This window comes from Nesterenkonia sandarakina (genome assembly GCF_013410215.1).
Taxonomy (GTDB): domain Bacteria; phylum Actinomycetota; class Actinomycetes; order Actinomycetales; family Micrococcaceae; genus Nesterenkonia; species Nesterenkonia sandarakina.
Genome location: NZ_JACCFQ010000001.1, coordinates 2,073,639 through 2,097,952 on the forward strand (window position 1 = coordinate 2,073,639; position 24,314 = coordinate 2,097,952).

The 24,314-nt window shown below is 68.5% G+C and carries 21 protein-coding genes and 3 tRNA genes; 19 read left to right on the top strand and 5 right to left on the bottom strand.

The features are described from left to right. Nucleotides 1-222 precede the first annotated feature (222 nt). The 14 genes from ilvD (at nt 223) to HNR11_RS09645 (ending at nt 15,472) form a co-directional block, all read left to right on the top strand. Nucleotides 223-2,004 carry a dihydroxy-acid dehydratase gene (gene ilvD, locus HNR11_RS09580; protein WP_058888758.1) on the top strand — a complete coding sequence of 594 codons (1,782 nt, stop codon included), beginning with the start codon at nt 223-225 and terminating at the stop codon, nt 2,002-2,004. Between the two features lie 354 nt (nt 2,005-2,358). Next, complete coding sequence (locus tag HNR11_RS09585) at nt 2,359-4,236, top strand: acetolactate synthase large subunit (RefSeq protein ID WP_179442091.1); 1,878 nt, start codon at nt 2,359-2,361, stop codon at nt 4,234-4,236. Between the two features lie 3 nt (nt 4,237-4,239). Further along, the gene (ilvN, locus tag HNR11_RS09590) at nt 4,240-4,773 is read left to right on the top strand and encodes an acetolactate synthase small subunit (RefSeq protein ID WP_179442092.1); all 534 of its coding nucleotides are present in this window, start codon (nt 4,240-4,242) and stop codon (nt 4,771-4,773) included. A gap of 69 nt (nt 4,774-4,842) precedes the next feature. Further along, nucleotides 4,843-5,868, top strand: coding sequence for a ketol-acid reductoisomerase (gene ilvC / locus HNR11_RS09595; RefSeq protein ID WP_179442093.1), 1,026 nt, complete (start codon nt 4,843-4,845; stop codon nt 5,866-5,868). 104 nt (nt 5,869-5,972) lie between these two features. Then, complete coding sequence (gene serA, locus HNR11_RS09600; protein ID WP_179442094.1) at nt 5,973-7,568, top strand: phosphoglycerate dehydrogenase; 1,596 nt, start codon at nt 5,973-5,975, stop codon at nt 7,566-7,568. A gap of 157 nt (nt 7,569-7,725) precedes the next feature. Further along, nucleotides 7,726-9,336 (top strand): methionine--tRNA ligase, encoded by a 1,611-nt coding sequence (metG, locus tag HNR11_RS09605; protein WP_179442095.1) that lies wholly within the window; start codon nt 7,726-7,728, stop codon nt 9,334-9,336. Between the two features lie 92 nt (nt 9,337-9,428). Beyond that, complete coding sequence (locus tag HNR11_RS09610) at nt 9,429-10,502, top strand: 3-isopropylmalate dehydrogenase (RefSeq protein WP_179442096.1); 1,074 nt, start codon at nt 9,429-9,431, stop codon at nt 10,500-10,502. Between the two features lie 169 nt (nt 10,503-10,671). Continuing rightward, on the top strand, nt 10,672-11,745 hold the full coding sequence (locus HNR11_RS09615; protein ID WP_179442097.1) for a branched-chain amino acid aminotransferase: 1,074 nt from the start codon (nt 10,672-10,674) through the stop codon (nt 11,743-11,745). A gap of 97 nt (nt 11,746-11,842) precedes the next feature. Continuing rightward, nucleotides 11,843-12,616, top strand: a complete 774-nt coding sequence (locus tag HNR11_RS09620; RefSeq protein WP_179442098.1) for a fumarylacetoacetate hydrolase family protein — start codon at nt 11,843-11,845, stop codon at nt 12,614-12,616. 8 nt (nt 12,617-12,624) lie between these two features. Further along, a complete protein-coding gene (gltX, locus tag HNR11_RS09625) occupies nt 12,625-14,160 on the top strand; it encodes a glutamate--tRNA ligase (protein ID WP_179442099.1) in 1,536 nt (511 codons plus the stop codon). Between the two features lie 119 nt (nt 14,161-14,279). Then, nucleotides 14,280-14,351, top strand: a tRNA-Gln gene (locus HNR11_RS09630). 71 nt (nt 14,352-14,422) lie between these two features. Then, nucleotides 14,423-14,495, top strand: a tRNA-Glu gene (locus HNR11_RS09635). A gap of 91 nt (nt 14,496-14,586) precedes the next feature. Continuing rightward, nucleotides 14,587-14,662: transfer RNA gene (locus HNR11_RS09640), tRNA-Glu, on the top strand. Nucleotides 14,663-14,917: 255 nt separating this feature from the next. Next, nucleotides 14,918-15,472, top strand: coding sequence for a hypothetical protein (locus HNR11_RS09645; protein ID WP_179442100.1), 555 nt, complete (start codon nt 14,918-14,920; stop codon nt 15,470-15,472). An 88-nt stretch (nt 15,473-15,560) separates the two neighbouring features. Here HNR11_RS09645 and HNR11_RS09650 read toward each other — a convergent pair whose 3' ends face one another. Both HNR11_RS09650 and HNR11_RS14085 read right to left on the bottom strand, forming a co-directional pair. Further along, complete coding sequence (locus HNR11_RS09650; RefSeq protein WP_179442101.1) at nt 15,561-16,094, bottom strand: DUF421 domain-containing protein; 534 nt, start codon at nt 16,092-16,094, stop codon at nt 15,561-15,563. 25 nt (nt 16,095-16,119) lie between these two features. Then, entirely contained in the window at nt 16,120-16,560 is a 441-nt protein-coding gene (locus HNR11_RS14085) for a class F sortase (protein ID WP_343050640.1), read from the bottom strand. Between HNR11_RS14085 and HNR11_RS14090 the strand changes: the two genes are divergently transcribed. Beyond that, nucleotides 16,553-16,864 (top strand): hypothetical protein, encoded by a 312-nt coding sequence (locus tag HNR11_RS14090; RefSeq protein WP_246310373.1) that lies wholly within the window; start codon nt 16,553-16,555, stop codon nt 16,862-16,864. The two genes, HNR11_RS14085 and HNR11_RS14090, sit on opposite strands and share 8 nt — an antisense overlap. Nucleotides 16,865-16,874: 10 nt before the next feature. Here the strand turns inward: HNR11_RS14090 and HNR11_RS09660 are convergent, their stop codons facing one another. Next, the gene (locus HNR11_RS09660; RefSeq protein ID WP_058888770.1) at nt 16,875-17,591 is read right to left on the bottom strand and encodes a CHRD domain-containing protein; all 717 of its coding nucleotides are present in this window, start codon (nt 17,589-17,591) and stop codon (nt 16,875-16,877) included. A gap of 212 nt (nt 17,592-17,803) precedes the next feature. Between HNR11_RS09660 and HNR11_RS09665 the strand changes: the two genes are divergently transcribed. Genes HNR11_RS09665 through thiL form a run of 3 tightly spaced genes read left to right on the top strand, consistent with a single transcriptional unit; the run spans nt 17,804 to nt 20,384 of the window. After that, entirely contained in the window at nt 17,804-18,328 is a 525-nt protein-coding gene (locus tag HNR11_RS09665; RefSeq protein WP_179442102.1) for a sigma-70 family RNA polymerase sigma factor, read from the top strand. Further along, nucleotides 18,325-19,302 carry a hypothetical protein gene (locus HNR11_RS09670; RefSeq protein ID WP_179442103.1) on the top strand — a complete coding sequence of 326 codons (978 nt, stop codon included), beginning with the start codon at nt 18,325-18,327 and terminating at the stop codon, nt 19,300-19,302. The genes HNR11_RS09665 and HNR11_RS09670 overlap by 4 nt, the downstream gene beginning before the upstream one ends. Next, a complete protein-coding gene (gene thiL, locus HNR11_RS09675; protein ID WP_179442104.1) occupies nt 19,299-20,384 on the top strand; it encodes a thiamine-phosphate kinase in 1,086 nt (361 codons plus the stop codon). Before HNR11_RS09670 ends, thiL begins: the two co-directional genes overlap by 4 nt. 39 nt (nt 20,385-20,423) lie before the next feature. Here thiL and HNR11_RS09680 read toward each other — a convergent pair whose 3' ends face one another. Beyond that, nucleotides 20,424-21,764 (bottom strand): UDP-glucose dehydrogenase family protein, encoded by a 1,341-nt coding sequence (locus HNR11_RS09680; protein ID WP_246310374.1) that lies wholly within the window; start codon nt 21,762-21,764, stop codon nt 20,424-20,426. Between the two features lie 54 nt (nt 21,765-21,818). Further along, nucleotides 21,819-22,733, bottom strand: a complete 915-nt coding sequence (locus HNR11_RS09685; RefSeq protein ID WP_375139262.1) for an IclR family transcriptional regulator — start codon at nt 22,731-22,733, stop codon at nt 21,819-21,821. 118 nt (nt 22,734-22,851) lie between these two features. Here HNR11_RS09685 and leuC point away from each other — a divergent pair, with 118 nt between their 5' ends. Further along, a complete protein-coding gene (gene leuC / locus HNR11_RS09690) occupies nt 22,852-24,285 on the top strand; it encodes a 3-isopropylmalate dehydratase large subunit (RefSeq protein ID WP_179442106.1) in 1,434 nt (477 codons plus the stop codon). Nucleotides 24,286-24,314: the final 29 nt, after the last annotated feature.

A 24,314-nucleotide genomic window follows, 5' to 3' on the forward strand; every position in this document is an offset into this window, starting at 1 on the left:
ATCTCATGCGCATTTCGGCCCAGACCCGTCGCAGACTCAGCCCCTCAACGCAAGGGTGGCCAGTCACCCAGTGCAAGGATGGCCAAGACCTCAACGCAACGGGGGCCCGCCTCGCAATCACGCGAGGGTGCCTCATCTCTCCAGCCCAGTGGGATTCTGCATCGTGAGACATCCGGCGGTGCGGGTGCGCTGGGACACGTGGGCAGGCATAGAATCCAGAGCATGGCTGAGCGCACCGCAGAGACCCCAGAGAACACCCCCGACGTCGTCGAGGGCAAGGCACCATTCACCCCGCCCACCGCGGTCACCGGACCCTCCAGTCCGGAGAAGCCGCGCAGCTGGGAGGTCACCGACGGCTACACCCGCGCCCCGGCGCGCGGGATGCTGCGCGCGGTGGGCATGGGCGACGACGACTTCTCCAAGGCTCAGATCGGCATCGCCAGCTCCTGGAACGAGATCACCCCCTGCAACCTCTCCCTGGACCGCCTGGCCAAGGCCTCCAAGGAAGGCGTGCACGCCGGCGGCGGCTACCCGCTGGAGTTCGGCACCATCTCGGTCTCCGACGGCATCTCCATGGGTCACGAGGGGATGCACTACTCGCTGGTCTCCCGCGAGGTCATCGCCGACTCGGTGGAGACCGTGATCCAGGCCGAGCGCCTCGACGGCTCGGTGCTGCTGGCCGGCTGTGACAAGTCCCTGCCGGGGATGCTCATGGCAGCGGCCCGGCTGAACCTCTCCAGCGTGTTCCTCTACGCCGGTTCGATCATGCCCGGGGTCGCCCGATTCGCCGACGGCACCGAGAAGGAGGTCACCCTGATCGACGCCTTCGAAGGGGTCGGCGCCTGCGCCCGCGGCACCATCAGCGAGGCCGACCTCGACGTCATCGAACGCGCCATCTGCCCCGGCGAGGGCGCCTGCGGCGGCATGTACACCGCCAACACCATGGCCTGCATCGGCGAGGCGCTGGGCATGTCGCTTCCCGGCTCCGCCGCACCGCCCTCGGCGGACCGCCGCCGCGACCACTACGCGCACAAGTCCGGCGAGGCCGTGGTGGAGCTGCTGCGCAAGGGCATCACCACCGGTGACATCCTCACCAAGAAGGCCTTCGAGAACGCCATCGCGGTGACCATGGCCTTCGGCGGGTCCACCAACGCGGTGCTGCACCTGCTGGCCATCGCCCGCGAGGCCGGGGTGGAGCTCAAGCTCGAGGACTTCAACCGCATCGGGGACAAGGTGCCCCACCTGGGTGACCTGAAGCCCTTCGGCCAGTACGTGATGGCCGACGTCGACCGGGTCGGGGGAGTGCCGGTGGTCATGCGCGCCCTGCTCGACGCCGGGCTGCTCCACGGCGACGCGCTCACCGTGACCGGCAAGACGGTCGCCGAGAACCTGGAATCGATCAACCCGCCGGACATCGACGGCAAGATCATCCGCGCGCTGAACAACCCGATGCACCCCAACGGCGGGATCGCGGTGCTCCACGGCTCGCTGGCCCCGGAGGGTGCAGTGGTGAAGTCCGCCGGCTTCGACGCCGAGGTCTTCGAGGGCACCGCCCGGGTCTTCGAGCGGGAACAGCAGGCGCTCAAGGCCCTGGAGGAAGGCCGGATCCAGGCCGGCGACGTCGTCGTCATCCGGTATGAGGGACCCAAGGGCGGACCGGGCATGCGTGAGATGCTCGCCATCACCGGCGCCATCAAGGGCGCCGGACTGGGCAAGGACGTGCTGCTGATCACCGACGGACGCTTCTCCGGAGGCACCACCGGACTGTGCATCGGACACATCGCCCCGGAAGCCGTCGACGGCGGCCCCATCGCCTACGTCGCCGACGGGGACCTGATCCGGGTCGACATCGCCGGGCGCAGCATCGAGCTGGTCGTGGACGCCGGCGAGTTCGCCGCCCGGCAGCAGGACTGGACCCCGCTGCCGCCGTTCATCACCACCGGTGTGCTCGGCAAATACGCCAAGCTGGTCCGCTCCGCCGCCGAGGGCGCCTACTGCGGCTGAGCCGGACGGGATCAGCCGCCCGCAGACCGGATTTCCACCATGTGAGACGGGTATCCGGGATGTTGACACTGATCACAGGCCAGGGAAGCATGGGCGGCATGCGTCAACTACTAGCGGTAGTACCCGTATCCGCCGCCGGGGGGCATGTGCAGTGACACATGTGCCTCAGATCGGCCGAACGTCCGCCTCACCCGAGGTGTCCGAACGGTCGACCTGGAGCTGACGCATCCGCTCACCCCGGCATGAAGGCCCGTCAGGCTTTTCAGCCGGGGTTTTCTCTTGACCGGTGTGGATCCGCCACGGATCAGAGACTTCTTGGATCAGCCGTTCGCCGAACCAGAGACTGAGGAAAAGATGAGCAATCTGACAGCCACGAGCCCAGCCATGCTGGCCTCGAAAGCATCCAGCAGCGCCGCTGGGACCTCCGCAGACCCGCGCCTCTATGGCCCCGGCCGCACCGTCGCGCCGGTAGAGGTCACAGGTTCGCAGTCCATCATTCGCAGCCTCGAAGAGCTGGGGGTGACAGACGTCTTCGGCATCCCCGGCGGCGCGATCCTGCCCACCTATGACCCGCTGATGGACTCCGATCAGGTCAACCACATCCTGGTGCGCCACGAGCAGGGCGCCGGACATGCCGCCCAGGGCTACGCGATGGTCACCGGCGAGGTGGGCGTCTGCATCGCCACCTCCGGTCCGGGAGCCACCAACCTGGTCACCCCCATGGCCGACGCCCATATGGACTCCGTGCCCATGGTCGCGATCACCGGGCAGGTCAACGCCGGGGTGATCGGCACCGACGCCTTCCAGGAAGCCGACATCGTCGGGATCTCCACCCCGATCACCAAGCACTCCTTCCTGGTCACCGACGCCGATGAGATCCCCAAGGTGATGGCCGAGGCCTTCCACCTGGCCTCCACCGGCCGGCCCGGCCCGGTGCTGGTGGACGTCACCAAGTCCGCCCAGGTCGCGAAGACCACCTTCTCCTGGCCCCCGAAGATCGAGCTCAACGGCTACCGCCCGGTCACCCGCGGGCACTCCAAGCAGATCCGCGAGGCCGCGAAGCTGATCCAGGCCGCCTCCCGTCCGGTGTTCTACATCGGCGGCGGCATGATCAAGGCCGAGGCCTCCGAGGAGTTCCTCGCCCTGGCCGAGACCGTCGGGGCCCCGGTGGTCACCACGCTGATGGCCCGCGGCGCCTTCCCAGATTCGCACCAGCAGAACCTGGGCATGCCCGGGATGCACGGGACGGTCTCCGCCGTCGCCGCGCTGCAGCGCTCAGACCTGCTGATCACCCTCGGCGCCCGCTTCGATGACCGGGTCACCGGGCAGCTGGAGAGCTTCGCCCCGGACGCCAAGGTGATCCACGCCGACATCGACCCCGCGGAGATCTCCAAGAACCGCACCGCCGATGTCCCGATCGTCGGCTCGCTCAAGGAGATCGTCCCGGAGCTGACCTACTCCTTCGAGTCCCTGGTCGCCAAGCACGGTCGCACTGACACCAGCGCCTGGTGGAAGCAGCTGAACCGGTTCCGCGAGACCTACCCGCTGGGCTACGCCGCCCCGGAGGACGGCAAGATCGCCCCGCAGCAGGTCATCGAGAAGATCAATCAGGCCTCAGGTCCCGAAGCGGTCTACGTGGCCGGGGTCGGTCAGCACCAGATGTGGTCCGCCCAGTTCGTGAAGTACGAACGCCCCCGGCAGTGGCTGAACTCCGGCGGGCTGGGCACCATGGGCTACTCGGTGCCCGCGGCGATGGGCGCCCAGGTGGGCAACCCGGACCGGGTGGTCTGGGCGATCGACGGCGACGGCTGCTTCCAGATGACCAACCAAGAGCTGGCCACCTGCGCGATCAACAAGATCCCGATCAAGGTCGCGGTGATCAACAACTCCTCCCTGGGCATGGTCCGGCAGTGGCAGACCCTGTTCTATGAGTCCCGCTACTCGAACACCCACCTGAACACCTCGGTCACCGCCGAGGGCGGGGAGGTCGTGCGGATCCCTGACTTCGTCAAGCTCGCCGAGGCCTACGGCTGCGTGGGGCTGCGCTGCGAGCGGCCCGAGGACATCGACGCGGTCATCGCCGAGGCCATGGCGATCAACGACCGTCCGGTGGTCATCGACTTCGTGGTCTCCCGGGATTCGATGGTCTGGCCGATGGTCCCGGCAGGGGTCTCCAACAGCGACATCCAGTTCGCACACAACCTGACCCCGCAGTGGGACGAGGAGGACTGATATATGGGCACCCATGACATCGCCGCACCCGAGCAGCGACGCACCCTCTCGGTCCTGGTCGAGGACGTCCCCGGCGTGCTCACCAAGGTCTCCGGGCTCTTCGCCCGCCGGGCCTTCAACATCCACTCCCTGGCGGTGGGCCCCTCGGAGCTGCCCGGGCTCAGCCGGATCACCGTGGTGGTCGACGCCGACTCCAAGCTGCTCGAGCAGATCACCAAACAGCTGAACAAGCTGATCAATGTCATCAAGATCATCGAGCTGGCACCGGAGAACTCGGTCCAGCGCGAACACCTGCTGATCAAGGTGAAGGCTGACGCGCCCACCCGTCTGCAGGTCACCCAGGCCGTCGAGCTCTTCCGCGCCAAGATCGTGGACGTCTCCGTGGACTCACTCACCGTTGAGGCCACCGGCGCCCCTGACAAGCTCAACGCCCTCCTGGAGGTCCTGGAGCCCTTCGGAGTCCGCGAGATCGTGCGTTCCGGCACCCTCGCGATCTCCCGCGGCGCGAAGTCCATGACCGATAAGGCGCTGCGCTGAGAACCCGCTGCGTAACACCTGCAGCACCCCAGACCTGTAACCCCATCCCCAACACGAGGAGACCTCACCGTGACTGACCTCTATTACGACGACGACGCCGACCTGTCCGTGCTCAGCGGCAAGAAGGTCGCCGTGATCGGCTACGGATCCCAGGGCCATGCCCACGCGCTGTCCCTGCGCGACTCAGGCGTCGACGTCGTCGTCGGTCTGAAGGCGGAGTCCAGCTCCAAGGCCAAGGCCGAGGAGCAGGGCCTGACCGTGAAGACCGTGGCCGAGGCCGCCGCCGAGGCCGATGTCATCATGATCCTGGTCCCGGACCAGCACCAGGCCGCGGTGTACTCCGCGGAGATCGCCCCGCACCTGGTGCCGGGCAACGTGCTGCTGTTCTCCCACGGCTTCAACATCCGCTTCGGCTACATCGAGGCCCCCACCGAGGTCGGCGTGGCCATGGTGGCCCCCAAGGGCCCGGGCCACGTGGTCCGCCGCGAGTACGAGGCCGGACGCGGCGTCCCGGCCCTGATCGCCGTGGAGCAGGACCCCTCCGGCGAGGCCAAGTCCATCGCCCTGGCCTACGCCAAGGGCATCGGCGGCACCCGCGCCGGGGTCATCGAGACCACCTTCACCGAAGAGACCGAGACCGACCTCTTCGGCGAGCAGGCAGTCCTCTGCGGCGGCGCCTCCCAGCTGGTGCAGTACGGCTTCGAGACGCTCACCGAGGCCGGCTACAAGCCCGAGATCGCCTACTTCGAGGTGCTCCACGAGCTCAAGCTGATCGTGGACCTGATGGTCGAGGGCGGCCTGACCAAGCAGCGCTGGTCGATCTCCGACACCGCCGAGTTCGGCGACTACGTCTCCGGGCCCCGCGTGATCTCCCCGGAGGTCAAGGAGAACATGAAGGCCGTGCTCGCCGACATCCAGTCCGGAGCCTTCGCCAAGCGCTTCATGGATGACCAGCGCGTCGGCGGCAAGGAGTTCAACGAGCTGCGCAAGAAGAACGAGTCGCACCCGATCGAGTCCACCGGGCGCGAGCTGCGCAAGCTCTTCTCCTGGATCCCGCAGGATGATGACTACACCGAGGGCACCACTGCCCGATGAGTCAGCACGGTGAGTGGGGCGGGCCTTCCTAGGCCCGCCCCGCTCACCGTCTTCGCGTGCACCACCCACGAACCACGAAGCGCCCCGAGCAGAAGAAGGACATTGTGAGCACTCACCGCCCCGTCGTCGTACTTGCCGAAGAACTCTCACCCGCCACCGTCGAGGCGCTGGGACCGGACTTCGAGATCCGCCAGTCCGACGGAACCGACCGCGAGCGGCTCTTCGCCGACCTCGCCGACGCCGATGCCATCATGGTCCGCTCGGCCACCCAGGTCGACGCCGAGGTGCTCTCCCACGGCAAGTCGCTGAAGGTCGTCGCCCGGGCCGGGGTGGGACTGGACAACGTGGACATCAAGGCCGCCACCGCGGCCGGGGTGATGGTGGTCAACGCTCCCACCTCGAACATCACCTCCGCGGCGGAGCTGACCTGCGCGCATATCCTGGGCCTGGCCCGGCACATCTCCCCGGCGCACCAGGCGCTGCGCGACGGCGCCTGGAAGCGCTCGAAGTACTCCGGCGTGGAGCTCGCGGAGAAGACCCTCGGAGTGATCGGTCTGGGCCGCATCGGCGGCCTGGTGGCGGAGCGGATGAAGGCCTTCGACATGGAGGTCATCGCCTATGACCCCTACGTCACCTCGGCCCGGGCGCACCAGCTCGGCGCGCAGCTGGTCACCCTGGACGAGCTCTACGCGCAGTCCGATGTGATCACCATCCATATGCCCAAGACCCCGGAGACCCTGGGGATGCTGAACACCGAGGCCTTCGCGAAGATGAAGGACACCGCGTTCGTGGTCAACGTCGCCCGCGGCGGACTGATCAACGAGGCCGACCTGGAGCAGGCCCTGGCCGAGGGTGCGATCGGCGGGGCCGCCGTGGACGTCTTCGCCACCGAGCCCTCCACCGACCTGCCCTTCTTCACCCGTGAGAACGTGGTGGTCACCCCGCACCTGGGCGCCTCCACCGCCGAGGCCCAGGAGAAGGCCGGGGTCTCCGTGGCGAAGTCCGTGCGCCTGGCCCTGGCCGGGGAGCTGGTCCCGGACGCGGTCAACGTCGCCGGCGGCGCCATCGACGAGCTGGTCCGCCCCGGCATCCCGCTGATCGAGAAGCTGGGTCGGATCCTCAACGCCCTGGCCACCGACGCCTTCACCGACATCGAGACCGAGGCCGCCGGTGAGATCGCCGAGCTCAACGTCTCGGCGCTGCAGCTGGCCGCGCTGAAGGGCCTGTTCACCGACGTCGTCTCGGAGCAGGTCTCCTACGTCAACGCCCCGGTGCTCGCCGAGCAGCGCGGGATCTCCACCCGGCTGACCACCACCACCGAGGTCGAGGACTACCGCAACGCACTCACCGTGCGCGGGGCCACCAGCTCCGGGACCAACCTGGAGGTCCGCGGCACGCTCACCGGACCCAAGCAGATCCAGAAGATCGTGGGCATCAACGGCTACGACCTCGAGATCGCGCTCACCGAGCACCTGGTGGTCCTGGAATACGCCGACCGCCCCGGCGTGGTCGGCGCGCTCGGCCGGATCCTGGGGGAGCACCAGGTCAACATCGCCGGTATGCAGGTCTCGCAGAACACCAAACAGGGCCGCGCCCTGGCCGTGCTGGCCATCGACGCCGCGCTGCCCGCTGGGGTGCTCGACGCGATCAACGCCGAGGTCCAGGCCAACCTGGCCGCCGAGGTCGACCTCGAAGACTGAATAGCCCAGCTTCACATCGCCGCTGACCCCGGTGCAGATCTGAGTCCCAGACCTGCACCGGGGTCAGCTGTGTCACCGCCAGGGTCACTGCCTGTCTCCCGGTCGGCGCCGCGGCCACGGCACTGCAGTTGGCAACCGGGTGGGGTAAATTCCTAGGGTGACTTCTACCAAGCCCCCGTTCTATATCACCACGGCGATCCATTACCCCAATGGGGAGCCGCATATCGGTCATGCCTACGAGGTCATCGCCTCCGATGTGATGGCGCGGTTCAAGCGCCTGGACGGCTACGAGACCTACTTCCTCACCGGCACCGATGAGCACGGGCAGAAGATGCAGCAGACCGCCCAGAACCTGGGGATCTCCACCCGGGAGCTGGCCGACCGCAACGCGGCCGTGTTCAAGGCCATGGATGATGAGGTCGCCGGGATCTCCTATGATCGCTTCATCCGCACCACCGATGAGGATCACTACGCGGCCTCCACCGCGATCTGGCGGCGCATGGTCGAGGCCGGGGACATCTACCTGGACAAATACGCCGGCTGGTACTCGGTGCGGGACGAGCGGTTCTACTCCGAGGATGAGACTCAGCTCGATGCGGCCGGGGAGCGCCTGGCCACGGAGACCCAGACCCCGGTGACCTGGACCGAGGAGGAGTCCTACTTCTTCCGGCTTTCGAAGTACCAGCAGCCGCTGCTGGACTTCTTCCAGGCGAACCCGGACTTCGGCGCGCCGCGCAGCCGGTTCAACGAGGTCATCCGGTTCGTCGAGGGCGGGCTGGAAGACCTGGCGATCTCCCGGACCACCTTCGACTGGGGCGTGCCGGTGCCCAAGGACCTCACCGCGGAGGACACCAGCCTCGACCACGTGATGTACGTCTGGGTGGACGCGCTGACCAACTACCTCACCGGCGTCGGCTTCCCGGACACCGAGTCGGAGAGCTTCACCCGGTTCTGGCCCGCCGACGTGCACGTCATCGGCAAGGACATCTCCCGGTTCCACTGCATCTTCTGGCCCGCGTTCCTGATGAGCGCGCAGCTGCCGCTGCCCAAGCGGGTGATGATCCACGGCTTCCTCAACAACGCCGGGGAGAAGATGTCGAAGTCCGTGGGCAATGTGGTCGCCCCTGCCGACTGGGTCGCGGAATACGGGCTCGACGCCGTGCGGTTCTTCCTGCTGCGCGAGTTCCCCTTCGGCGCGGACGGCTCGTACACCCACGAGGCGGTCCTGGTCCGGAAGAACTCCGACCTGGCGAACAACCTGGGCAACCTGGCTCAGCGCTCGCTCTCGATGATCGTGAAGAACTGCGAGGAGATGATCCCGCAGCCTGGCGAGCGCACCGCCGCGGATCGCCGGATCCTGGCCCAGGCCGATGAACTCCTGGAGATCAGCCGCGAGGCCTACGACGCGCAGGACTTCCACCGCGCCCTGGAACGCACCTGGTTCGTCCTGGGGGAGGCCAACGCCTACTTCGCGGAGCAGGAGCCCTGGAAGCTGAAGAAGACCGACCTCTCGAGGATGAACACGGTGCTCTATGTGACCGCCGAGGTGCTGCGCAAGGTCGCGCTCCTGGCCCAGCCGGTCATGCCGGAGTCTGCCCGCCGGCTGCTGGATGCGCTGAACGTCGAGGCATCCGGAGACGCCGGGCGGACCAACGCCTCCGGGGAGGGACCGCGCAGCTTCGCCGCCTTTGACACCGAGCTGGTTCCGGGCACCGTGCTGGTCAAGCCCACTCCGATCTTCCCCCGCCACGAGGAGAAGACCGACTAAGCTGATCGAGCACCTCGCCGGTGGGTCTCAGATGCTGAGAGTCTGTGTCGGGGCTCTCGTGCCGCCTGTGCCGGAGCGCATAGAGTGACGCTATGGCTGAGAACACATTCGACATTGCAGTAATCGGCGGCGACGGCATCGGCCCGGAGGTGGTCGCCGAGGCGCGCAAGGTGCTCGACGCCGCCCTGGCCTCGGAGAGCGCCCAGTTCAGCTACACCGAGTACTCCCTGGGTGCGGAGCACTGGCTGCGCACCGGGGAGACGCTCACCGAGGAGACGCTGCAGGCGCTGCGCGGCCATGACGCGATCCTCTTCGGCGCCGTGGGTGCCGACCCGCTGGACACCCGGGTGCCCTCCGGGATCATCGAGCGCGAGCTGCTGCTGGGGCTGCGCTTCAACCTGGATCACTGCGTGAACCTCAGGCCCACCCGCTCCTACCCCGGAGTGATCTCCCCGCTGCGCGGCGTGGATCAGGAGAACCCGATCGACTTCGTGGTGGTCCGCGAGGGCACCGAGGGTCCCTACGCCGGCAACGGCGGGCTGCTGCGCCGCGGCACCGAGGCGGAGATCGCCACCGAGGTCTCGGTCAACACCGCCTACGGGGTGCGCCGGGTGGTCGAGGATGCGTTCCACCGCGCCCAGGCCCGCGGCAAGCACCTGACCCTGGTGCACAAGAACAACGTGCTCACCTACTCCGGGGACCTCTGGACCCGGACGACGGCGGCGGTGGCGGAGTCCTTCCCCGAGGTCCGCTGGGACTACATGCACGTGGACGCCGCCACCATCCACATGGTCAACAACCCGCAGCGCTTCGACGTGATCGTCACCGACAACCTCTTCGGCGACATCCTCACGGACCTCGCTCCGGCCATCAGCGGAGGCATCGGCCTGGCCGCCTCGGCCTCGATCAACACCGCCGGCACCGCGCCGTCGATGTTCGAGCCGGTGCACGGCTCGGCGCCGGACATCGCCGGGAAGGCGATCGCCGACCCCACCGCGGCGGTGCTCTCCGCCGGGCTGATGCTGGACCACCTGGGTCTCAGCGCGGCTGCGCAGCGTCTGGAGAGCGCGGTCCACGCCCAGCTCAGCCAGTGGGCCCAGGAGGGCACGTCCGGGCTGAGCACCAGCCAGCGCGGCGACGCCTTCGTGGCGCGGCTCGCCGGCTGAAACCAGCTGGCTGAACCGGACCGGCTGGACCGGCCCGCTTGATCGGGCCAGCTTGATCGGCCCGGTCGGCACCGGTCATGCTCTTTCATCCGGGATCTGGTCTCGTAGAGTAGGGCGGGAGACCGACTTCCGCAGGGCGCATCCATGCGGGCACACCCGAAAGGCCACCATGACGTTTCATCACACCCCCCATCCCACGCCCACCTCCCCGGAGCGGCTGCAGGAGATCCTGGCGAACCCGGGGTTCGGGACCCACTTCACGGATCACACCTCGGTGATCGACTGGACCGCCGAGGGTGGCTGGGGCAGCGCCCGTGTGGAGCCCTACGGACCGATCTCGCTGGACCCGGCGGCCGCCGTGCTGCACTACGCCCAGGAGATCTTCGAAGGCATGAAGGCCTACCGTCACGCCGACGGCGGGATCTACACCTTCCGCCCGCTGGAGAACGCCAGGCGGCTGAACCGCTCGGCGGTGCGCATGGCGCTGCCCGAGCTCCCCGAGGAGCTCTTCATCGAGTCCCTGGAGGAGCTGGTCTCCACCGATAAGGCCTGGGTGCCCGACGGCGACGGCGAGGCGCTCTACCTGCGCCCGTTCATGTTCGCCTCCGAGGCGTTCCTGGGCGTGCGGCCGGCGAATGCGGTCTCCTACCGGGTGATCGCCTCCCCAGCCGGAAACTACTTCGGCGGTGAGCTCAAGCCGGTGCGCATCTGGGTCTCCCGGGACTACATCCGCGCCGCACCCGGCGGGACCGGAGCCGCAAAGACCGGCGGAAACTACGCCGGCTCGCTGGCCGCCCAGCAGCAGGCCACCGCCAAGGGCTGCGATCAGGTGCTCTTCCTGGACCCGCTGCGGGAGAACGCCATCGAGGAGCTCGGCGGCATGAACGTCTTCCTGGTCACCGCCGACAACAGGCTGATCACCCCCGCGCTGACCGGCACCATCCTGGAGGGCATCACCCGCGCCTCGGTGATCCAGCTCGCGAAGGACCGCGGCATGCAGGTCGAGGAGCGCCAGGTCACCTTGGAGGAGTGGGACGCAGGGATCACCGACGGCAGCATCACCGAGGCCTTCGCCTGCGGCACCGCGGCCGTGATCACACCCATCGGAGAGCTGCTGGACGGGGAGCGCCGGATCGCCTCCGCCGGGACCGGAGAGGTCACGCTCTCGATCCGCGAGGAGCTCCTCGGGATCCAGACCGGCACCGGCGAGGACCGGCACGGGTGGATGCACCGCCTCGCCTGACCTGCCGCCTCGCCTGAGCCGTCCGCCGGCGGACAGGCCAGCAGGACGAGATCACAGCTGAAGAACGTGCAATGCGCGTGGGCGATAGAGTTGGCCCATGCGCATTGCACGTTTTGTCACGGACGCCGAACCCTCCTACGGTCTTGTCACCGGGGGAGAGGGCGAAGAAACCATCATCGAACTCAACGGAGACCCCTTCTATCAGGGGATCCAGCAGACCGAGACCACGCACCGGCTTGAGGACGTGCGGCTGGTCGCCCCGATCATCCCGCGGTCCAAGCTGATCGGCGTCGGACGCAACTATGCCGATCACGTCAAGGAGATGGGCGGGGAGATCCCGGTCTCGCCGCTGCTGTTCCTGATCCCCAACACCGCCGTGGTGGGCCCCAACGAGCCCGTCACGCTGCCATCCTTCTCGGAGGAGGTCAGCTACGAGGCCGAGCTGGCCGTCGTCATCGGACGGATCTGCAAGGACGTGCCGGTGGAACGGGTCCCCGAGGTCGTCTTCGGCTACACGGTGGCCAACGATCTCACCGCCCGCGACGCGCAGCGCACCGACGGCCAGTGGGCCCGCGCCAAGGGCTTCGACGGGTCCACCCCGCTGGGTCCCTGGATCGAGACCGACCTTGATCCCGAGGGTCTGCGGATCTCGGGACGGCTCAACGGGGAGACCGTCCAGGACGGCTCCACCTCCGAGATGATCTTCGGCGTGGCCGAGCTCATCGCCTACATCTCCCAGGCCTTCACCCTGCTCCCCGGTGATGTCATCCTCACCGGGACCCCCGCCGGCGTCGGCCTGCTCGGGTCCGGGGACCGCTTCGAGGCGGACATCGAAGGCATCGGCACACTCGTCAACCACTTCAGGAACTGATTTCCCCTATGACTCTCACCTCTGCCTCTGCAGACCAGATCCCCGCCGTCGACCCCTCCGCCCCGGTCCGGGTCCGGTTCTGCCCTTCACCCACCGGCACCCCGCACGTCGGACTGATCCGCACCGCCCTGTTCAACTGGGCCTACGCCCGGCACACCGGCGGGAAGATGATCTTCCGGATCGAAGACACCGACGCCGCCCGGGACTCCGAGGAGTCCTACCAGCAGCTGCTCGAGGCGCTGCGCTGGCTCGGCATCGACTGGGACGAGGGCGCCGAGACCGGCGGACCGCACGCCCCCTACCGGCAGTCCCAGCGCGGTGAGTTCTACGCCGAGGTGCTGGCGAAACTGCTCGAGGCGGGTTTCATCTACGAGGCCTTCTCCACCCCGGAGGAGGTCGAGGCGCGCCACCTCGCCGCCGGCCGGGACCCGAAGCTGGGCTACGACGGCTTTGACCGGACCCTGAGCCAGGAGCAGATCGAGGCGTTCCGGGCCGAGGGCCGTCAGCCGGTGCTGCGCTTCCGGATGCCCGATGAGGACATCAGCTTCACCGATGCGGTGCGTGGGGAGATCACCTTCGGCGCCGGCTCCACCCCTGACTTCGTGGTGGCCCGCGGGAACGGTCAGCCGCTCTACACCCTGGTGAACCCGGTGGACGACGCCGCCATGGAGATCACCCACGTGCTGCGCGGGGAGGACCTGCTCTCCTCCACCCCGCGCCAGGTGGCGCTCTACCGGGCGCTGTATGCCGTGGGCGTGGCCAAGCACATGCCGATCTTCGGCCACCTTCCCTACGTGATGGGGGAGGGCAACAAGAAGCTCTCCAAGCGGGACCCGGAGTCCAACCTCTTCCACCATCGGGACCGCGGCTTCGTGCCCGAGGGCCTGCTGAACTACCTGGCGCTGCTGGGCTGGTCGCTCTCCGCCGACGAGGACATCTTCACGGTCGATGAGCTCATCGAGCACTTCGACATCACCGATGTGCTCGCCAACCCGGCACGCTTCGACGTGAAGAAGGCCGAGGCCATCAACGGCACCCATATCCGCCGCCTGGAGGCCTCCGACTTCCGCGACCGCCTCATTCCATACCTGCAGGCCAGGGGCCTGCTGAGGGAGCAGCTGGACCCCGCGCAGGCCAGCATGCTCGACGGCGCGGCCCCGCTGGTCCAGGAGCGCATCGCGCTGCTCGATGAGGGCGCAGACATGATGGCGTTCCTGTTCACCGATGACGCCGAGCTGGCCATCGAGGACAAGGCATTCAGCGGACTCGGGGATCAGGTCCTGGAGACCCTCGATGCCTCCATCGCGGCGCTCACCCCGATCGAGGATGCTCAGTGGAGCACCGAGGCCATCGAGTCGGCGCTGCGGGAGGCGCTGCTCGAGGGGCTTGAGCTGAAGCCGCGCAAGGCCTTCGGCGCGGTGCGCTCGGCGATCTCCGGGCGCCGGGTGTCTCCGCCGCTGTTTGAATCCATGGAGCTGCTGGGACGCGAGTCCTCGCTGAGCAGGCTCCGCCGCTTCCGGGAGCTCTTCGCGGCCCGAGGCTGAGCAGCCAGCACAGGTGGCGCCGAGCTCGTTTTGTGCTTCGGCGCCACCCATGTGTATAGTTGATTCCCGTTGCTGGGGGCGAAAAGTTGCCCGATGCGACGGCGTTGACAAGCAAATAATGGGCTATGGTGTAATCGGCAACACAGCGGTTTCTGGTACCGTCGTTCTAGGTTCGAGTCCTAGTAGCCCAGCGGAGACCCATTGGTGGTCTCTTACACAGCACGACCGGCCCTCGGCGACGGGGGCCAAAGCTATGAAATGCGGCCCCATCGTATAGCGGCCTAGTACGCTGCCCTCTCACGGCGGTAACGCGGGTTCGAATCCCGCTGGGGTCACGGACGTCTGGCCCCGCGCTTCTCGGAGCGCGGGGACCCGACACTCCGCACGCACGACCCTCCCGGATTCCGGGAGGCACAACTGAAGCACGGCCCCATCGTATAGCGGCCTAGTACGCTGCCCTCTCACGGCGGTAACGCGGGTTCGAATCCCGCTGGGGTCACCACTGGTGATAAAGCAAGCGCCCGGTCTCACACGAGACCGGGCGCTTGCTTTTTCTCCGTTGAGCGGCGGAATCTCCGAGCATCTCATGGGCTTTTCGGCCCCAACTACTCGCAGATTCCGCCCCTCAACGGCTTTGGTGCAGCTGCGGGCGTGGGTAGCATGACGACATGCCACGCCTCGCTGACCTGGGAAGTCTGGTTCGCCGCAGCGATGCTCGCTAGGTCAGGCAGCAGTCGCTCCCAGAAAGGCGTTCACCATGGATGAGACTATCCGCACCGTCAGTCACCCGCAGCGGCCCGTGTACTGGCTGATCTACGGCCTCATGGGGTGGACGGCCGCGATCACCGTGGTCGTCTCCTTCACGTCCCAGGACTCCTCTGTGCAGGGCTCGGTCCTCGCCGTCGTCGGCTTGGCGCTGGTAGCGGTGCTCCTGGTGGGTGTCATCAAAGTGCTCGTGGTGCACACACGGGCCAGCGTGGAGGAGGGCCTGACGCTCTCCGTGGGCCCGTTCGTCTCCCGCACGCTCCCCTGGGAGGCGATCCAGTCCATCGAGAAGGCCCCCACCGGGGGCGCGATGGACGTGGGGTGGAAATGGCTGGGGCCGGGTCGAATCGGGTACCTGGCCGGTGCTGAGAACGTGCTGGTCAAGACCAATGCGGACTTCCGGAGACAGGTCCTTCAGGGAGAGGTCACCGTGGAGGGCCGGCAGAAGCTTGCGGAATGGTACTTCGTGTCGGTTCCGGAGTCTGAGCTGACGGCGCAGCGCCTGAACCGGATGCGTGAGAGCTCAGACTCCCCACCCACAGGTTGAGGGGCGGATTCTGCGTGCATCTCATGGGCTTTTCGGCCCAGAATGCTCGTAGAATCCGCCCCTCAACGGGAAAAGGGTGGCGGGTGGGTCAGTCGTCCTCGGCCCGGCCGGTGAAGGTGAGCACCGAGGAGCCGTCTCCGAGCTGGTCATCGCCGATGACCACCAGGCCGCCGTTCTGCTCCAGGATCACCGCCGAGACCTCGCCCATGGATCCGCGCGAGGAGTTCCGCACCGCGGTGTGCACGTCATCCTCGACCAGCTGGTGCTTGCGCAGCGCCTTCCGCTGGAATTTGCCCTGGTAGTAGATCAGCACCGGGGGCGCATCCAGGAGTCGGCGCATCTTCGGTGAGCGTCCCCGCGCCCAGGCCAGCAGCCACTGCAGCAGCACCAGCAGGGCCAGCGTGAGCAGCGCCTGGGCCAGCGGGACATCCACAGCGGTGAGCACACGCCCGAAGGCCGAACCGATGGTGACCGCCACGATGAAGTCCAGCGGGGTCATATTCGCCATGGTGCGCGGCCCGGAGAGCCGGAGGATGAAGAGAAGCGCGAGGTAGCCCGCGGTCAGGGTGATGACGGTGTGCAGGATCGGGTCCCACCCGTCCCAGTATTGAGTGATGTCCATCGGGCGACCCTGTCACCTCACAGGGTCAGTGTCCACCGGGGTCCTCGACCGGGACGGCGAAGACGATGTGGTTGTCCTCGTGGCTTCCCGCATCGACGTCGAAGAGACCGGTGCAGGTGATCAGGCGCAGCTCATCTTCGGGGATCGCTCCGAAGACCTCTCGGGTGGGGAAGTCATCCTTGGGGAAGACCTCGGTGTGCTCCACCCGGTAGTGGTGGACCTCGCCCTCGGCGTCGGTGACCTCCACCTCATCGCCGGGCTGCATCTGGACCAGGCGGTGGAACACTGCGGGACCAGTGGTGGAGTCCAGGTGTCCGGCGATCACGGTGGGTCCACGTCCGCCGGGCATGCCGCCGCCCTCGAACCAGCCCACCTCGCTGTAGTCCTCGGGCACCTCCATGGTCCCGTCCTGGTTGATGCCCAGATCGATCAGAGACTCGTCGACGTCGATCGAGGGGATGCGCACCTCTGCCGGTGGGACTCCGGACTCGGCTGAGCCGCTGCCCGGCGCCGAGCTGCCCGGTGCGGAATTGTTCGACGCGGGGGGACTGGAAGATGAGCTCGATGGCGCTGCTGGTGAGCTTGACGCTGAAGAGCCTGCTTCCGACGACGACGACGGCGCCGCATCGACCGTCGAGCTCGCCGGCTCCGGCTCAGAGGCCGTGCTCGAGGACCCAGGCGTGCCGCAGGCGCTGAGTCCCAGCCCCAGCGCCAGGGCGGCGGCCACCCCGAGGGGCAGCCGCCGAACCCTGACGTCAGGGAGCCGTTGAAGGCCTCGGGTCACGAGGTCTGGCTGCGGCGCACCAGCATGAAGGCGCTGGCTCCTGCCAGTGCCAGCACGCCGGCCCCGGCGAAGACGCCGATCGGAGCCGAGGACTGCTGCATGCCGCCGCCGCCGGTCTCCACACCGTCCAGCGGAACCTGCATCAGCTGTCCGCGGACCACACCGTCGGTGAACTCCTCGGTGTGGGAGTCACCGGTGAAGCCGGCCGGGTTGGCCTCGATCTCGGCGAGGCTGAATCCTTCGCCGGTGTCGGCGCCGTCGTCGCCTTCAACCCCGGTCATGAAGGGACCCTGCATGCAGCCGGTGGAGGTGCGTGGCTCGTCACCGATGGGCTCTGGATCCGGGAAGGCCAGGCGCGGCGGACCGGGTTCCCCGGCTGCGGCCTCATGGATGTGCGTGGCGGTCAGCGCTGGGCTCTCGTAGCCGCCGGTGACCCCTTCGAGTGTGATCTCGTAACAGATGACCTCTTCCTCTGAATTGATCCAGAACATGAAGTCGCCCGTCGCGCCCTCCTCACCCGGAGAGACCTCGCCGTCGGAGTTGATGACCTCGTCAGGAGTTGCCATGACCGTGTAGGCGCTGGTGAACTCCTCGGGCCATTCGACCTCGCTGCCGGCCTCGGTGCTGGCGTGGGCCATGGTGGGGGAGAGCAGCAGGACTGCTGCGCCCAGGGTGGCGCCGGCGCCGATGGTTCTGCGTCGTGATGTCGTCATCGTGGGTGACTCCTTCGAGAACTGTGGGAGGCCGAATTTCGGCCCGCCACTTCGTAATACTGATCACAGCGCCTCGGCGTTCACGGTTTCCGGAACAAACTTTCTGCTCTCAGCGAGGCCCGGTCCGCGCTGTGTATCGTGGAGCCTGAGGGTCACACTTTCGACGTCCAGGTCGAGAGACCGGATGAGAAGTGATGGAGGCGGCTGAGCGGATGCGCACTGAACCGCAGGCGGGCCTGGGTATCCCCACCATCGAATCCGCCTACGACCAGCACGCCCCCGCGCTGCTCGGGTTCGCGACCAAGGCGCTGCAGGATCGTGGCGCCGCTGAGGAATGCGTCCAAGAGACCTTCGTGCGGGCCTGGCAGGCCCTGGACCGCTTCGACCCCGAGCGCTCGAGCCTGCGCAACTGGCTCTTCGCGATCGCGCGCAACGTGGTCCGCGATGAGTTCCGCGCCCGGCGGCGGATCCCGATCCCGATGGAGCCGGAGATCACACAGATCGATGCGCCTGATCCTGTGGTCGTGGATCCCGCCCAGACTATGATGCTCATCGACGCCCTGGGGACCATCAGCGCCGAGCATGCCGAGATGGTCGTGGCCGTCCACGTGCTGGGCTTCAACTACGCAGAACTCTCAGAGGCGCTGCAGGTGCCCGTGCCCACCCTGCGCACCCGCACCTACTATGGCCTGCGAGCCCTTCGCCGCGCGATCGAAGAGATGGAAGGTGAGTCATGAGTGCACATCACGACGACACCGACCCCAGGGGAGGCCCGGATCCTGCGTCGCAGCGGCGCGCGGAGCTGCTCGGCGCGGCGGCGGCCGATGATCTCAGCCCTGCGGAGCGTCAGGAACTCGACGCGATGTGCGCGGAGGACCCGATGCTCGCCCAGGAGCTTCGCGAGCTGCGCGAGATCAGCGCAGCGCTGCCAGGCAGCCTCGACGCCTGGAGCCAGGCGCAGCCGCCGGAGTCCCTGCGGGAGAGGGTGATCGCCGAGGTCACCGCCCGAGAGTCGCAGCGTGACGGAGCCGGCCGCGCTCCCGCTCAGCCGGACCGTAACGCCGCATCGCAGGGCGCACCACAGGGCGCCGAGCCGGACGACGCCGAACCGGGGTTCGCCAAGCGGCGCGACGCCGAGCGGAAGCAGTCTGCGCAGCACGCTGAGGAACAGTCAGTTCAGCCCACCCTGCAGCAGACCCGCCGCGGCGCCCACGGGGCCGCCGCACCATCGCGCCGCCGGTCACGGCTGCGGCAGAGCCTCGCACTGGCCGCCTGCGTGGCGCTGGGCGTGGCCGGGACCCTCGGCGTGCAGGCGATCCTGGACGCCGACTCAGACGCCGAGGACCCAGACGAGGCCGACGTCCTGGTGGCCGAAGAACCGCTGGGACCGCCCGGGGAGCTCGGTTCGCAGGAGCCGGTGAGCTTCACCGACCCCAGCGCCGGCGTCGTCGTCGACGGCTCCCTGATCGCCCACACCTGGGGCACCGAGACCGTGCTGCTGATCGACGGGCTCCCCGTCGGGGAGACGTTCACCGTGGTGCTCATCGGGGAGGACGGCCAGGAGATCGAGTCCGGCTCCTTCCTGGGCTCCGAAGTCCCGGTGGACTGTCGGATGAACGGTGCGGTGCTGCGCGAGGACGTTGCGCGCCTGGAGATCCGTGACGAGACCGGCGGCGAGGTCACCGCGGCGGCGCTTCCGGACGTCGAATGACGCCCACCCGGAACCAGGACGGCCCCGCCAGCGTGGGGGAGTCCGGGGAGGACGCGGTCCTCGCCGTGATCCTCCAGGAGCTCGGTGAGCTCGGCAGCCCCGCCACTGAGCTGGCAGAACTCACCCTGGCCCCCGGCGACGACGCCGCCGTGCTGGAGCTGCCCCAGGACGGCGCCCCTGCCCGGATCGTGCTGACCATGGACACGCTGAGCCAGGATGAGGACTTTCGTGCCAGCTGGTGGAGCCGTCAGGACCAGGCCGCAGTGATGGGCCGCGCCGTCGGGCTCAAGGCCGCCGCACAGAACCTCTCCGATCTCAACGCCATGGCCGCGACACCGGTGGCGCTGCTGGTCAGCCTCACCCTGCCTGCGGCCACCCCGCTGGACTGGGTGCGCGGGTTCTACCGCGGACTGGCGGAGGCGGTGCGCCGCACCGGGGCAGAGCACTGCCGGATCGCCGGAGGCGACCTGGGTTCCGGCCCTGGGATCTCGGTGACCCTGACCGCGGTCGGCCGTCTCCCCGCAGGACGCCCCGCGCTGCGCCGCACCGGGGCCCGCCCGGGGGACCAGCTCGCCGTCTCCGGCCCGCTGGGCGCGGCGGCGGCTGGTCTGGCGCTGCTCGAGGCCGGGGTCTCCGCCGACACACCAGAGCTGGCCCGGCTTCGCGATGCCCAGATCGCCCCGGCCCCGCGACTGGGCACCGGCATCGACGCGGTGACCGCCGGTGCCACCGCCGGGATGGACCTCTCCGACGGGCTGCTGCGCGACGCGCAGCGCCTCGCGCGGGCCTCGGCGGTGCGGGTGCAGCTGCATGAACCGGACCTCGCCGAGCAGGCCGCGGCCCTGCACCCGGCGACTCTCGCCCTGGGTCTCGCCCCGCAGCAGGCCCAGGAGCGGGCGCTGCATTGGGTCGCCGCCGGGGGAGAGGATTATGAGCTGCTGGCCAGCTTCCCGGCAGATGCCGCGCTGCCAGAGGGTTTCTTGAAGGTCGGCGAGATCCTCCCCGCGGCGTCGCGCGCAGAACCCGGCGCAGCACCCCTGCCGCAGAACCCGGGTCAGACGCCGATGGCGCCCGCGAGGTGATCCTCACGAGCGCCATCGATGATCGTGGCTGGGATTCGCTCAGGCGTCGGTGAAGATCCGACCCAGCTGCGCGAAGCGCCAGCCGGAGCCTTCCCACTGACTCGCGCTGAGCACGTTGCGGGCGTCGATGAACTGCTTCTGCGCCACCAGCGGCTCGAGGTCGGCCGGAGTGAGCGCCTTGAACTCGTTCCACTCCGTGGTCAGCACCACCAGATCGGCGTCGGTGACCGCCTCGGTGAGTGAATCCACGTAGCCCAGCCGCGGGAAGCGCTTGGCCGCGTTGCGGTTGCCCTCCGGGTCGTAGACGGAGACATCGGCCCCGGAGCTGAACAGGCGCACCGCCACGTCCAGGCCGGGGGAGTCGCGGACGTCGTCGGAGAGCGGCTTGAAGGTCACGCCGAGCACGGCGATCCGCTTGCCCTCCAGATCGGAGTCCAGGATCTGCTCTGCGAGGTTGACCACCCGGTCACGACGGCGCAGGTTGATCTGGTCCATCTCATCGAGGAAGCGCATCGTGTGGTCCAGGCCGAGCTCGCCCACGCGGGTCTGCAGGGCCCGGATGTCCTTGGGCAGGCAGCCGCCGCCGAAGCCGACCCCGGCGTTGAGGAACTTCCGGCCGATCCGGGTGTCGTGGCCGATCGCGTCGGCCAGGGTGGTGATGTTCCCGCCCACGGCCTCGGTGACCTCGGAGAAGGCGTTGATGAAGGAGATCTTGGTGGCCAGGAATGCGTTCGCGGCCACCTTGACCAGCTCTGCGGTCTCAAAGTCGGTGGCGATCCAGGGGGTGTCCCGGCCCAGCGCCTCGGAGTAGACGTCGCGCAGCACGGCCTCGTCGGCCTCATCAGCGGTGCCCACCACCAGACGGTCGGGGCGCAGCGTGTCCTCCACGGCGAAGCCCTCGCGCAGGAACTCCGGGTTCCATGCCAGGCTCACGCGCACACCCTCGGCGGACTCTTCCTCGACCAGGGCCGCGAGCCGGCGTGCGGTGCCCACCGGGACCGTGGACTTGCCCACGATCAGCGCGTCCTTGCTGATCGCACGCGCCAGCGAGCGGGTCGCGGCGTTGACGAAGGTCATGTCCGCGCCGGTGCCGCCGGCCTGCTGCGGGGTGCCCACAGCGATGAAGTGCACGTCGCCCCAAGCGCCGACCTCCTCGAGGTCGGTGGTGAAGCGCAGCCGTCCGGAGTCCACATGCTTGCGGATCAGCTCGGGCAGGCCGGGTTCGTGGAAGGGAAGCTCGCCGCGGGAGAGCGAGTCGATCTTCTCGGGGTCGATGTCCACGCCGAGCACGTTATAGCCCAGTTCTGCCATGCATGCCGCATGGGTGGCGCCGAGGTAGCCAGTTCCGATGACGCTTATATTCTCAATCACGCCCCTCATCATAAGGGCCTGCTGAAGATTCCTGGGAAATGCCTGCAGATGGGTGTGCCCCGGCTACTGCTCGCCCAGTCCGTGCTCGGCGGCATCGGGATTCTTGCGGACAAGTTCGGTCAGCTGGTGCGCCGCCTGGACGACGACGCCGGCGTACTGCCTCCCCGGCTGCCGGGTCAGCCGCTCGATCGGTCCGGAGATCGACACGGCCGCCAGGACCCGCCCGGAGGGTCCACGCACCGGGGCGGAGACCGAGGCGACCCCGGCCTCACGCTCCCCGAGGGACTCGCCCCAGCCGCGGCGTCGCACCCCGGCCAGCACCGTGGGGGTGAACCGGGCGCCGTGCAGTCCCTCGACCAGGCGCTCATGGTCCTCCCAGGCCAGCAGCACCTGGGCGGCGGAGCCGGCCTTCATGGAGAGCTGGGTGCCCACCGGGATGGAGTCCCGCAGGCCGATCGGCCGTTCGGCCGAGGCCACGCAGACCCGGGCGTCTCCCTGCCGGCGGTAGAGCTGGGAGCTCTCCCCGGTGGCGTCGCGCAGCCGCAGCAGGATCGGGCCGGCCGCGGTGACCAGCCGGTCATCCCCGGCGGCGGAGGCCAGTTCGGCCAGGCGGGAGCCGATCACGTAGCGTCCGCGCACATCCCGGCTGAGGAAACGGTGGTGCACCAGGGCGCTGGCCAGCCGGTGCACCGTGGGCCGGGCCAGGCCGGTGCATTCCACCAGCTGAGCCAGTGAGGCCGGTCCGGCCTCGAGTGCGTCCATGATCATCACCGACTTGTCCACCACCCCGATCCCGGAGGGGGAGTGCAGCGGCCGCGGCGGGTCCGGGGGCAGCGTGGGTGCGGGTCTGCCGTCCCCCGAGGCCGGAGGCAGCTTCTGCGCGACCATCCGGCGCGGGCCGCCTGTGGGGGCGCCGGAACGGGAAGCCTGCGGGGAGTACTGCTCACCGGGCCGGGGGGAATAGGGCGATGCTGGCATGAGCCCATGATACTGGCAATCGCCGCCCCGATCTCAGATAATGAGACCTCTGTGCGGGGGTATAGAAGCCCCCGCGCAATGGTGGTTCTGTAGTGAGTGAGCCCATCAGGAGGATCCCATGGCGAACACGCCACTCACGTTGCCTGAAAAGGTCTGGCGCGACCACGTCGTCGTCGCCGGCGAAGAGTCCGACGGTCAGCGGTCTCCGGACCTGCTCTACATCGACCTGCACCTGGTCCATGAGGTCACCAGCCCGCAGGCCTTCGAAGGTCTGCGCCTGGCCGGGCGCCCGGTGCGCCGACCGGACCTGACCATCGCCACCGAGGACCACAACACTCCCACGCTGGAGATCGACAAGCCCATCGCGGACCCGATCTCGCGCAAGCAGGTCGACACGCTGCGCGCGAACGCCGAGGAGTTCGGGGTGCGGATCCACTCCCTGGGCGACGCCGATCAGGGGATCGTCCATGTGGTCGGCCCGCAGCTGGGCCTGACCCAGCCCGGGATGACCGTGGTCTGCGGGGACTCCCACACCTCCACCCACGGTGCCTTCGGCGCCCTGGCCATGGGCATCGGCACCTCTGAGGTGGAGCATGTCCTGGCCACCCAGACCCTGCCGCTGAAGCCGTTCAAGACCATGGCGATCACCGTGAACGGGTCGCTGCGCCCGGGCGTGAGCTCCAAGGACATCATCTTGGCGGTGATCGCCGAGATCGGCACCGGCGGCGGCCAGGGCTACGTGCTGGAATACCGCGGCTCCGCCATCGAGGAGCTCTCCATGGACGCGCGGATGACCATCTGCAACATGTCCATCGAGGCCGGCGCCCGGGCGGGCATGATCGCCCCGGATCAGACCACCTTCGACTTCATCGAGGGTCGCCCGCACGCCCCGGAGGGCGCCGACTGGGACGCCGCGGTCGAGTACTGGAAGTCCCTGCGCACCGACGAGGGCGCACGCTTCGACGCCGAGGTGATCCTCGACGCCGACACCCTGGACCCGTTCGTGACCTGGGGAACGAATCCCGGTCAGGGCGTGAGCCTCAACGGCGTGGTCCCTGCGCCCACCGACTTCACCGACGACGTCGCCCGGGAGTCCGCCGAGCGGGCGCTGACCTACATGGACCTCACCCCCGGCACCCCGATGAAGGACATCCGGGTGGACACCGTCTTCCTGGGCTCCTGCACCAACTCCCGGATGGAGGACCTGCGCGCCGCCGCGGAGATCCTCGCCGGCCGCGAGAAGGACCCGGAGGTCCGGATGATCGTGGTGCCCGGCTCCGCGAAGGTCCGGCTTCAGGCCGAGGCCGAGGGGCTGGACAAGGTCTTCAAGGAGTTCGGCGCCGAGTGGCGCTTCGCCGGCTGCTCGATGTGTCTGGGCATGAACCCCGATCAGCTGGCCCCGGGGGAGCGCTGCGCCTCCACCTCGAACCGCAACTTCGAGGGCCGCCAGGGCAAGGGCGGACGGACCCACCTGGTCTCCCCGGTGGTGGCCGCCGCGACCGCGATCCGCGGCACCCTCTCCGCCCCGGCGGACATCCTCGTCCCGGCCTGAGCCTCGCTGCCCCGGCCTGAGCCCCGCAC

Excerpts from the sequence above, each read along its gene's own strand:
- HNR11_RS14090 (WP_246310373.1), top strand. The coding sequence starts at position 16,553 with ATGCGCACCTCTGCCGGTGGGACTCCGGACTCGGCTGAGCCGCTGCCC.
- gltX (WP_179442099.1), top strand. The coding sequence starts at position 12,625 with ATGACTCTCACCTCTGCCTCTGCAGACCAGATCCCCGCCGTCGACCCC.
- ilvN (WP_179442092.1), top strand. The coding sequence starts at position 4,240 with ATGGGCACCCATGACATCGCCGCACCCGAGCAGCGACGCACCCTCTCG.
- HNR11_RS09650 (WP_179442101.1), bottom strand. The coding sequence starts at position 16,094 with ATGGACATCACTCAATACTGGGACGGGTGGGACCCGATCCTGCACACC.
- HNR11_RS09660 (WP_058888770.1), bottom strand. The coding sequence starts at position 17,591 with ATGACGACATCACGACGCAGAACCATCGGCGCCGGCGCCACCCTGGGC.
- HNR11_RS09585 (WP_179442091.1), top strand. The coding sequence starts at position 2,359 with ATGAGCAATCTGACAGCCACGAGCCCAGCCATGCTGGCCTCGAAAGCA.
- leuC (WP_179442106.1), top strand. The coding sequence starts at position 22,852 with ATGGCGAACACGCCACTCACGTTGCCTGAAAAGGTCTGGCGCGACCAC.
- HNR11_RS09670 (WP_179442103.1), top strand. The coding sequence starts at position 18,325 with ATGAGTGCACATCACGACGACACCGACCCCAGGGGAGGCCCGGATCCT.
- ilvD (WP_058888758.1), top strand. The coding sequence starts at position 223 with ATGGCTGAGCGCACCGCAGAGACCCCAGAGAACACCCCCGACGTCGTC.
- HNR11_RS09645 (WP_179442100.1), top strand. The coding sequence starts at position 14,918 with ATGGATGAGACTATCCGCACCGTCAGTCACCCGCAGCGGCCCGTGTAC.
- HNR11_RS09620 (WP_179442098.1), top strand. The coding sequence starts at position 11,843 with ATGCGCATTGCACGTTTTGTCACGGACGCCGAACCCTCCTACGGTCTT.
- thiL (WP_179442104.1), top strand. The coding sequence starts at position 19,299 with ATGACGCCCACCCGGAACCAGGACGGCCCCGCCAGCGTGGGGGAGTCC.
- HNR11_RS09665 (WP_179442102.1), top strand. The coding sequence starts at position 17,804 with ATGCGCACTGAACCGCAGGCGGGCCTGGGTATCCCCACCATCGAATCC.
- HNR11_RS09610 (WP_179442096.1), top strand. The coding sequence starts at position 9,429 with ATGGCTGAGAACACATTCGACATTGCAGTAATCGGCGGCGACGGCATC.
- HNR11_RS09685 (WP_375139262.1), bottom strand. The coding sequence starts at position 22,733 with ATGCCAGCATCGCCCTATTCCCCCCGGCCCGGTGAGCAGTACTCCCCG.
- HNR11_RS09615 (WP_179442097.1), top strand. The coding sequence starts at position 10,672 with ATGACGTTTCATCACACCCCCCATCCCACGCCCACCTCCCCGGAGCGG.
- HNR11_RS09680 (WP_246310374.1), bottom strand. The coding sequence starts at position 21,764 with ATGAGGGGCGTGATTGAGAATATAAGCGTCATCGGAACTGGCTACCTC.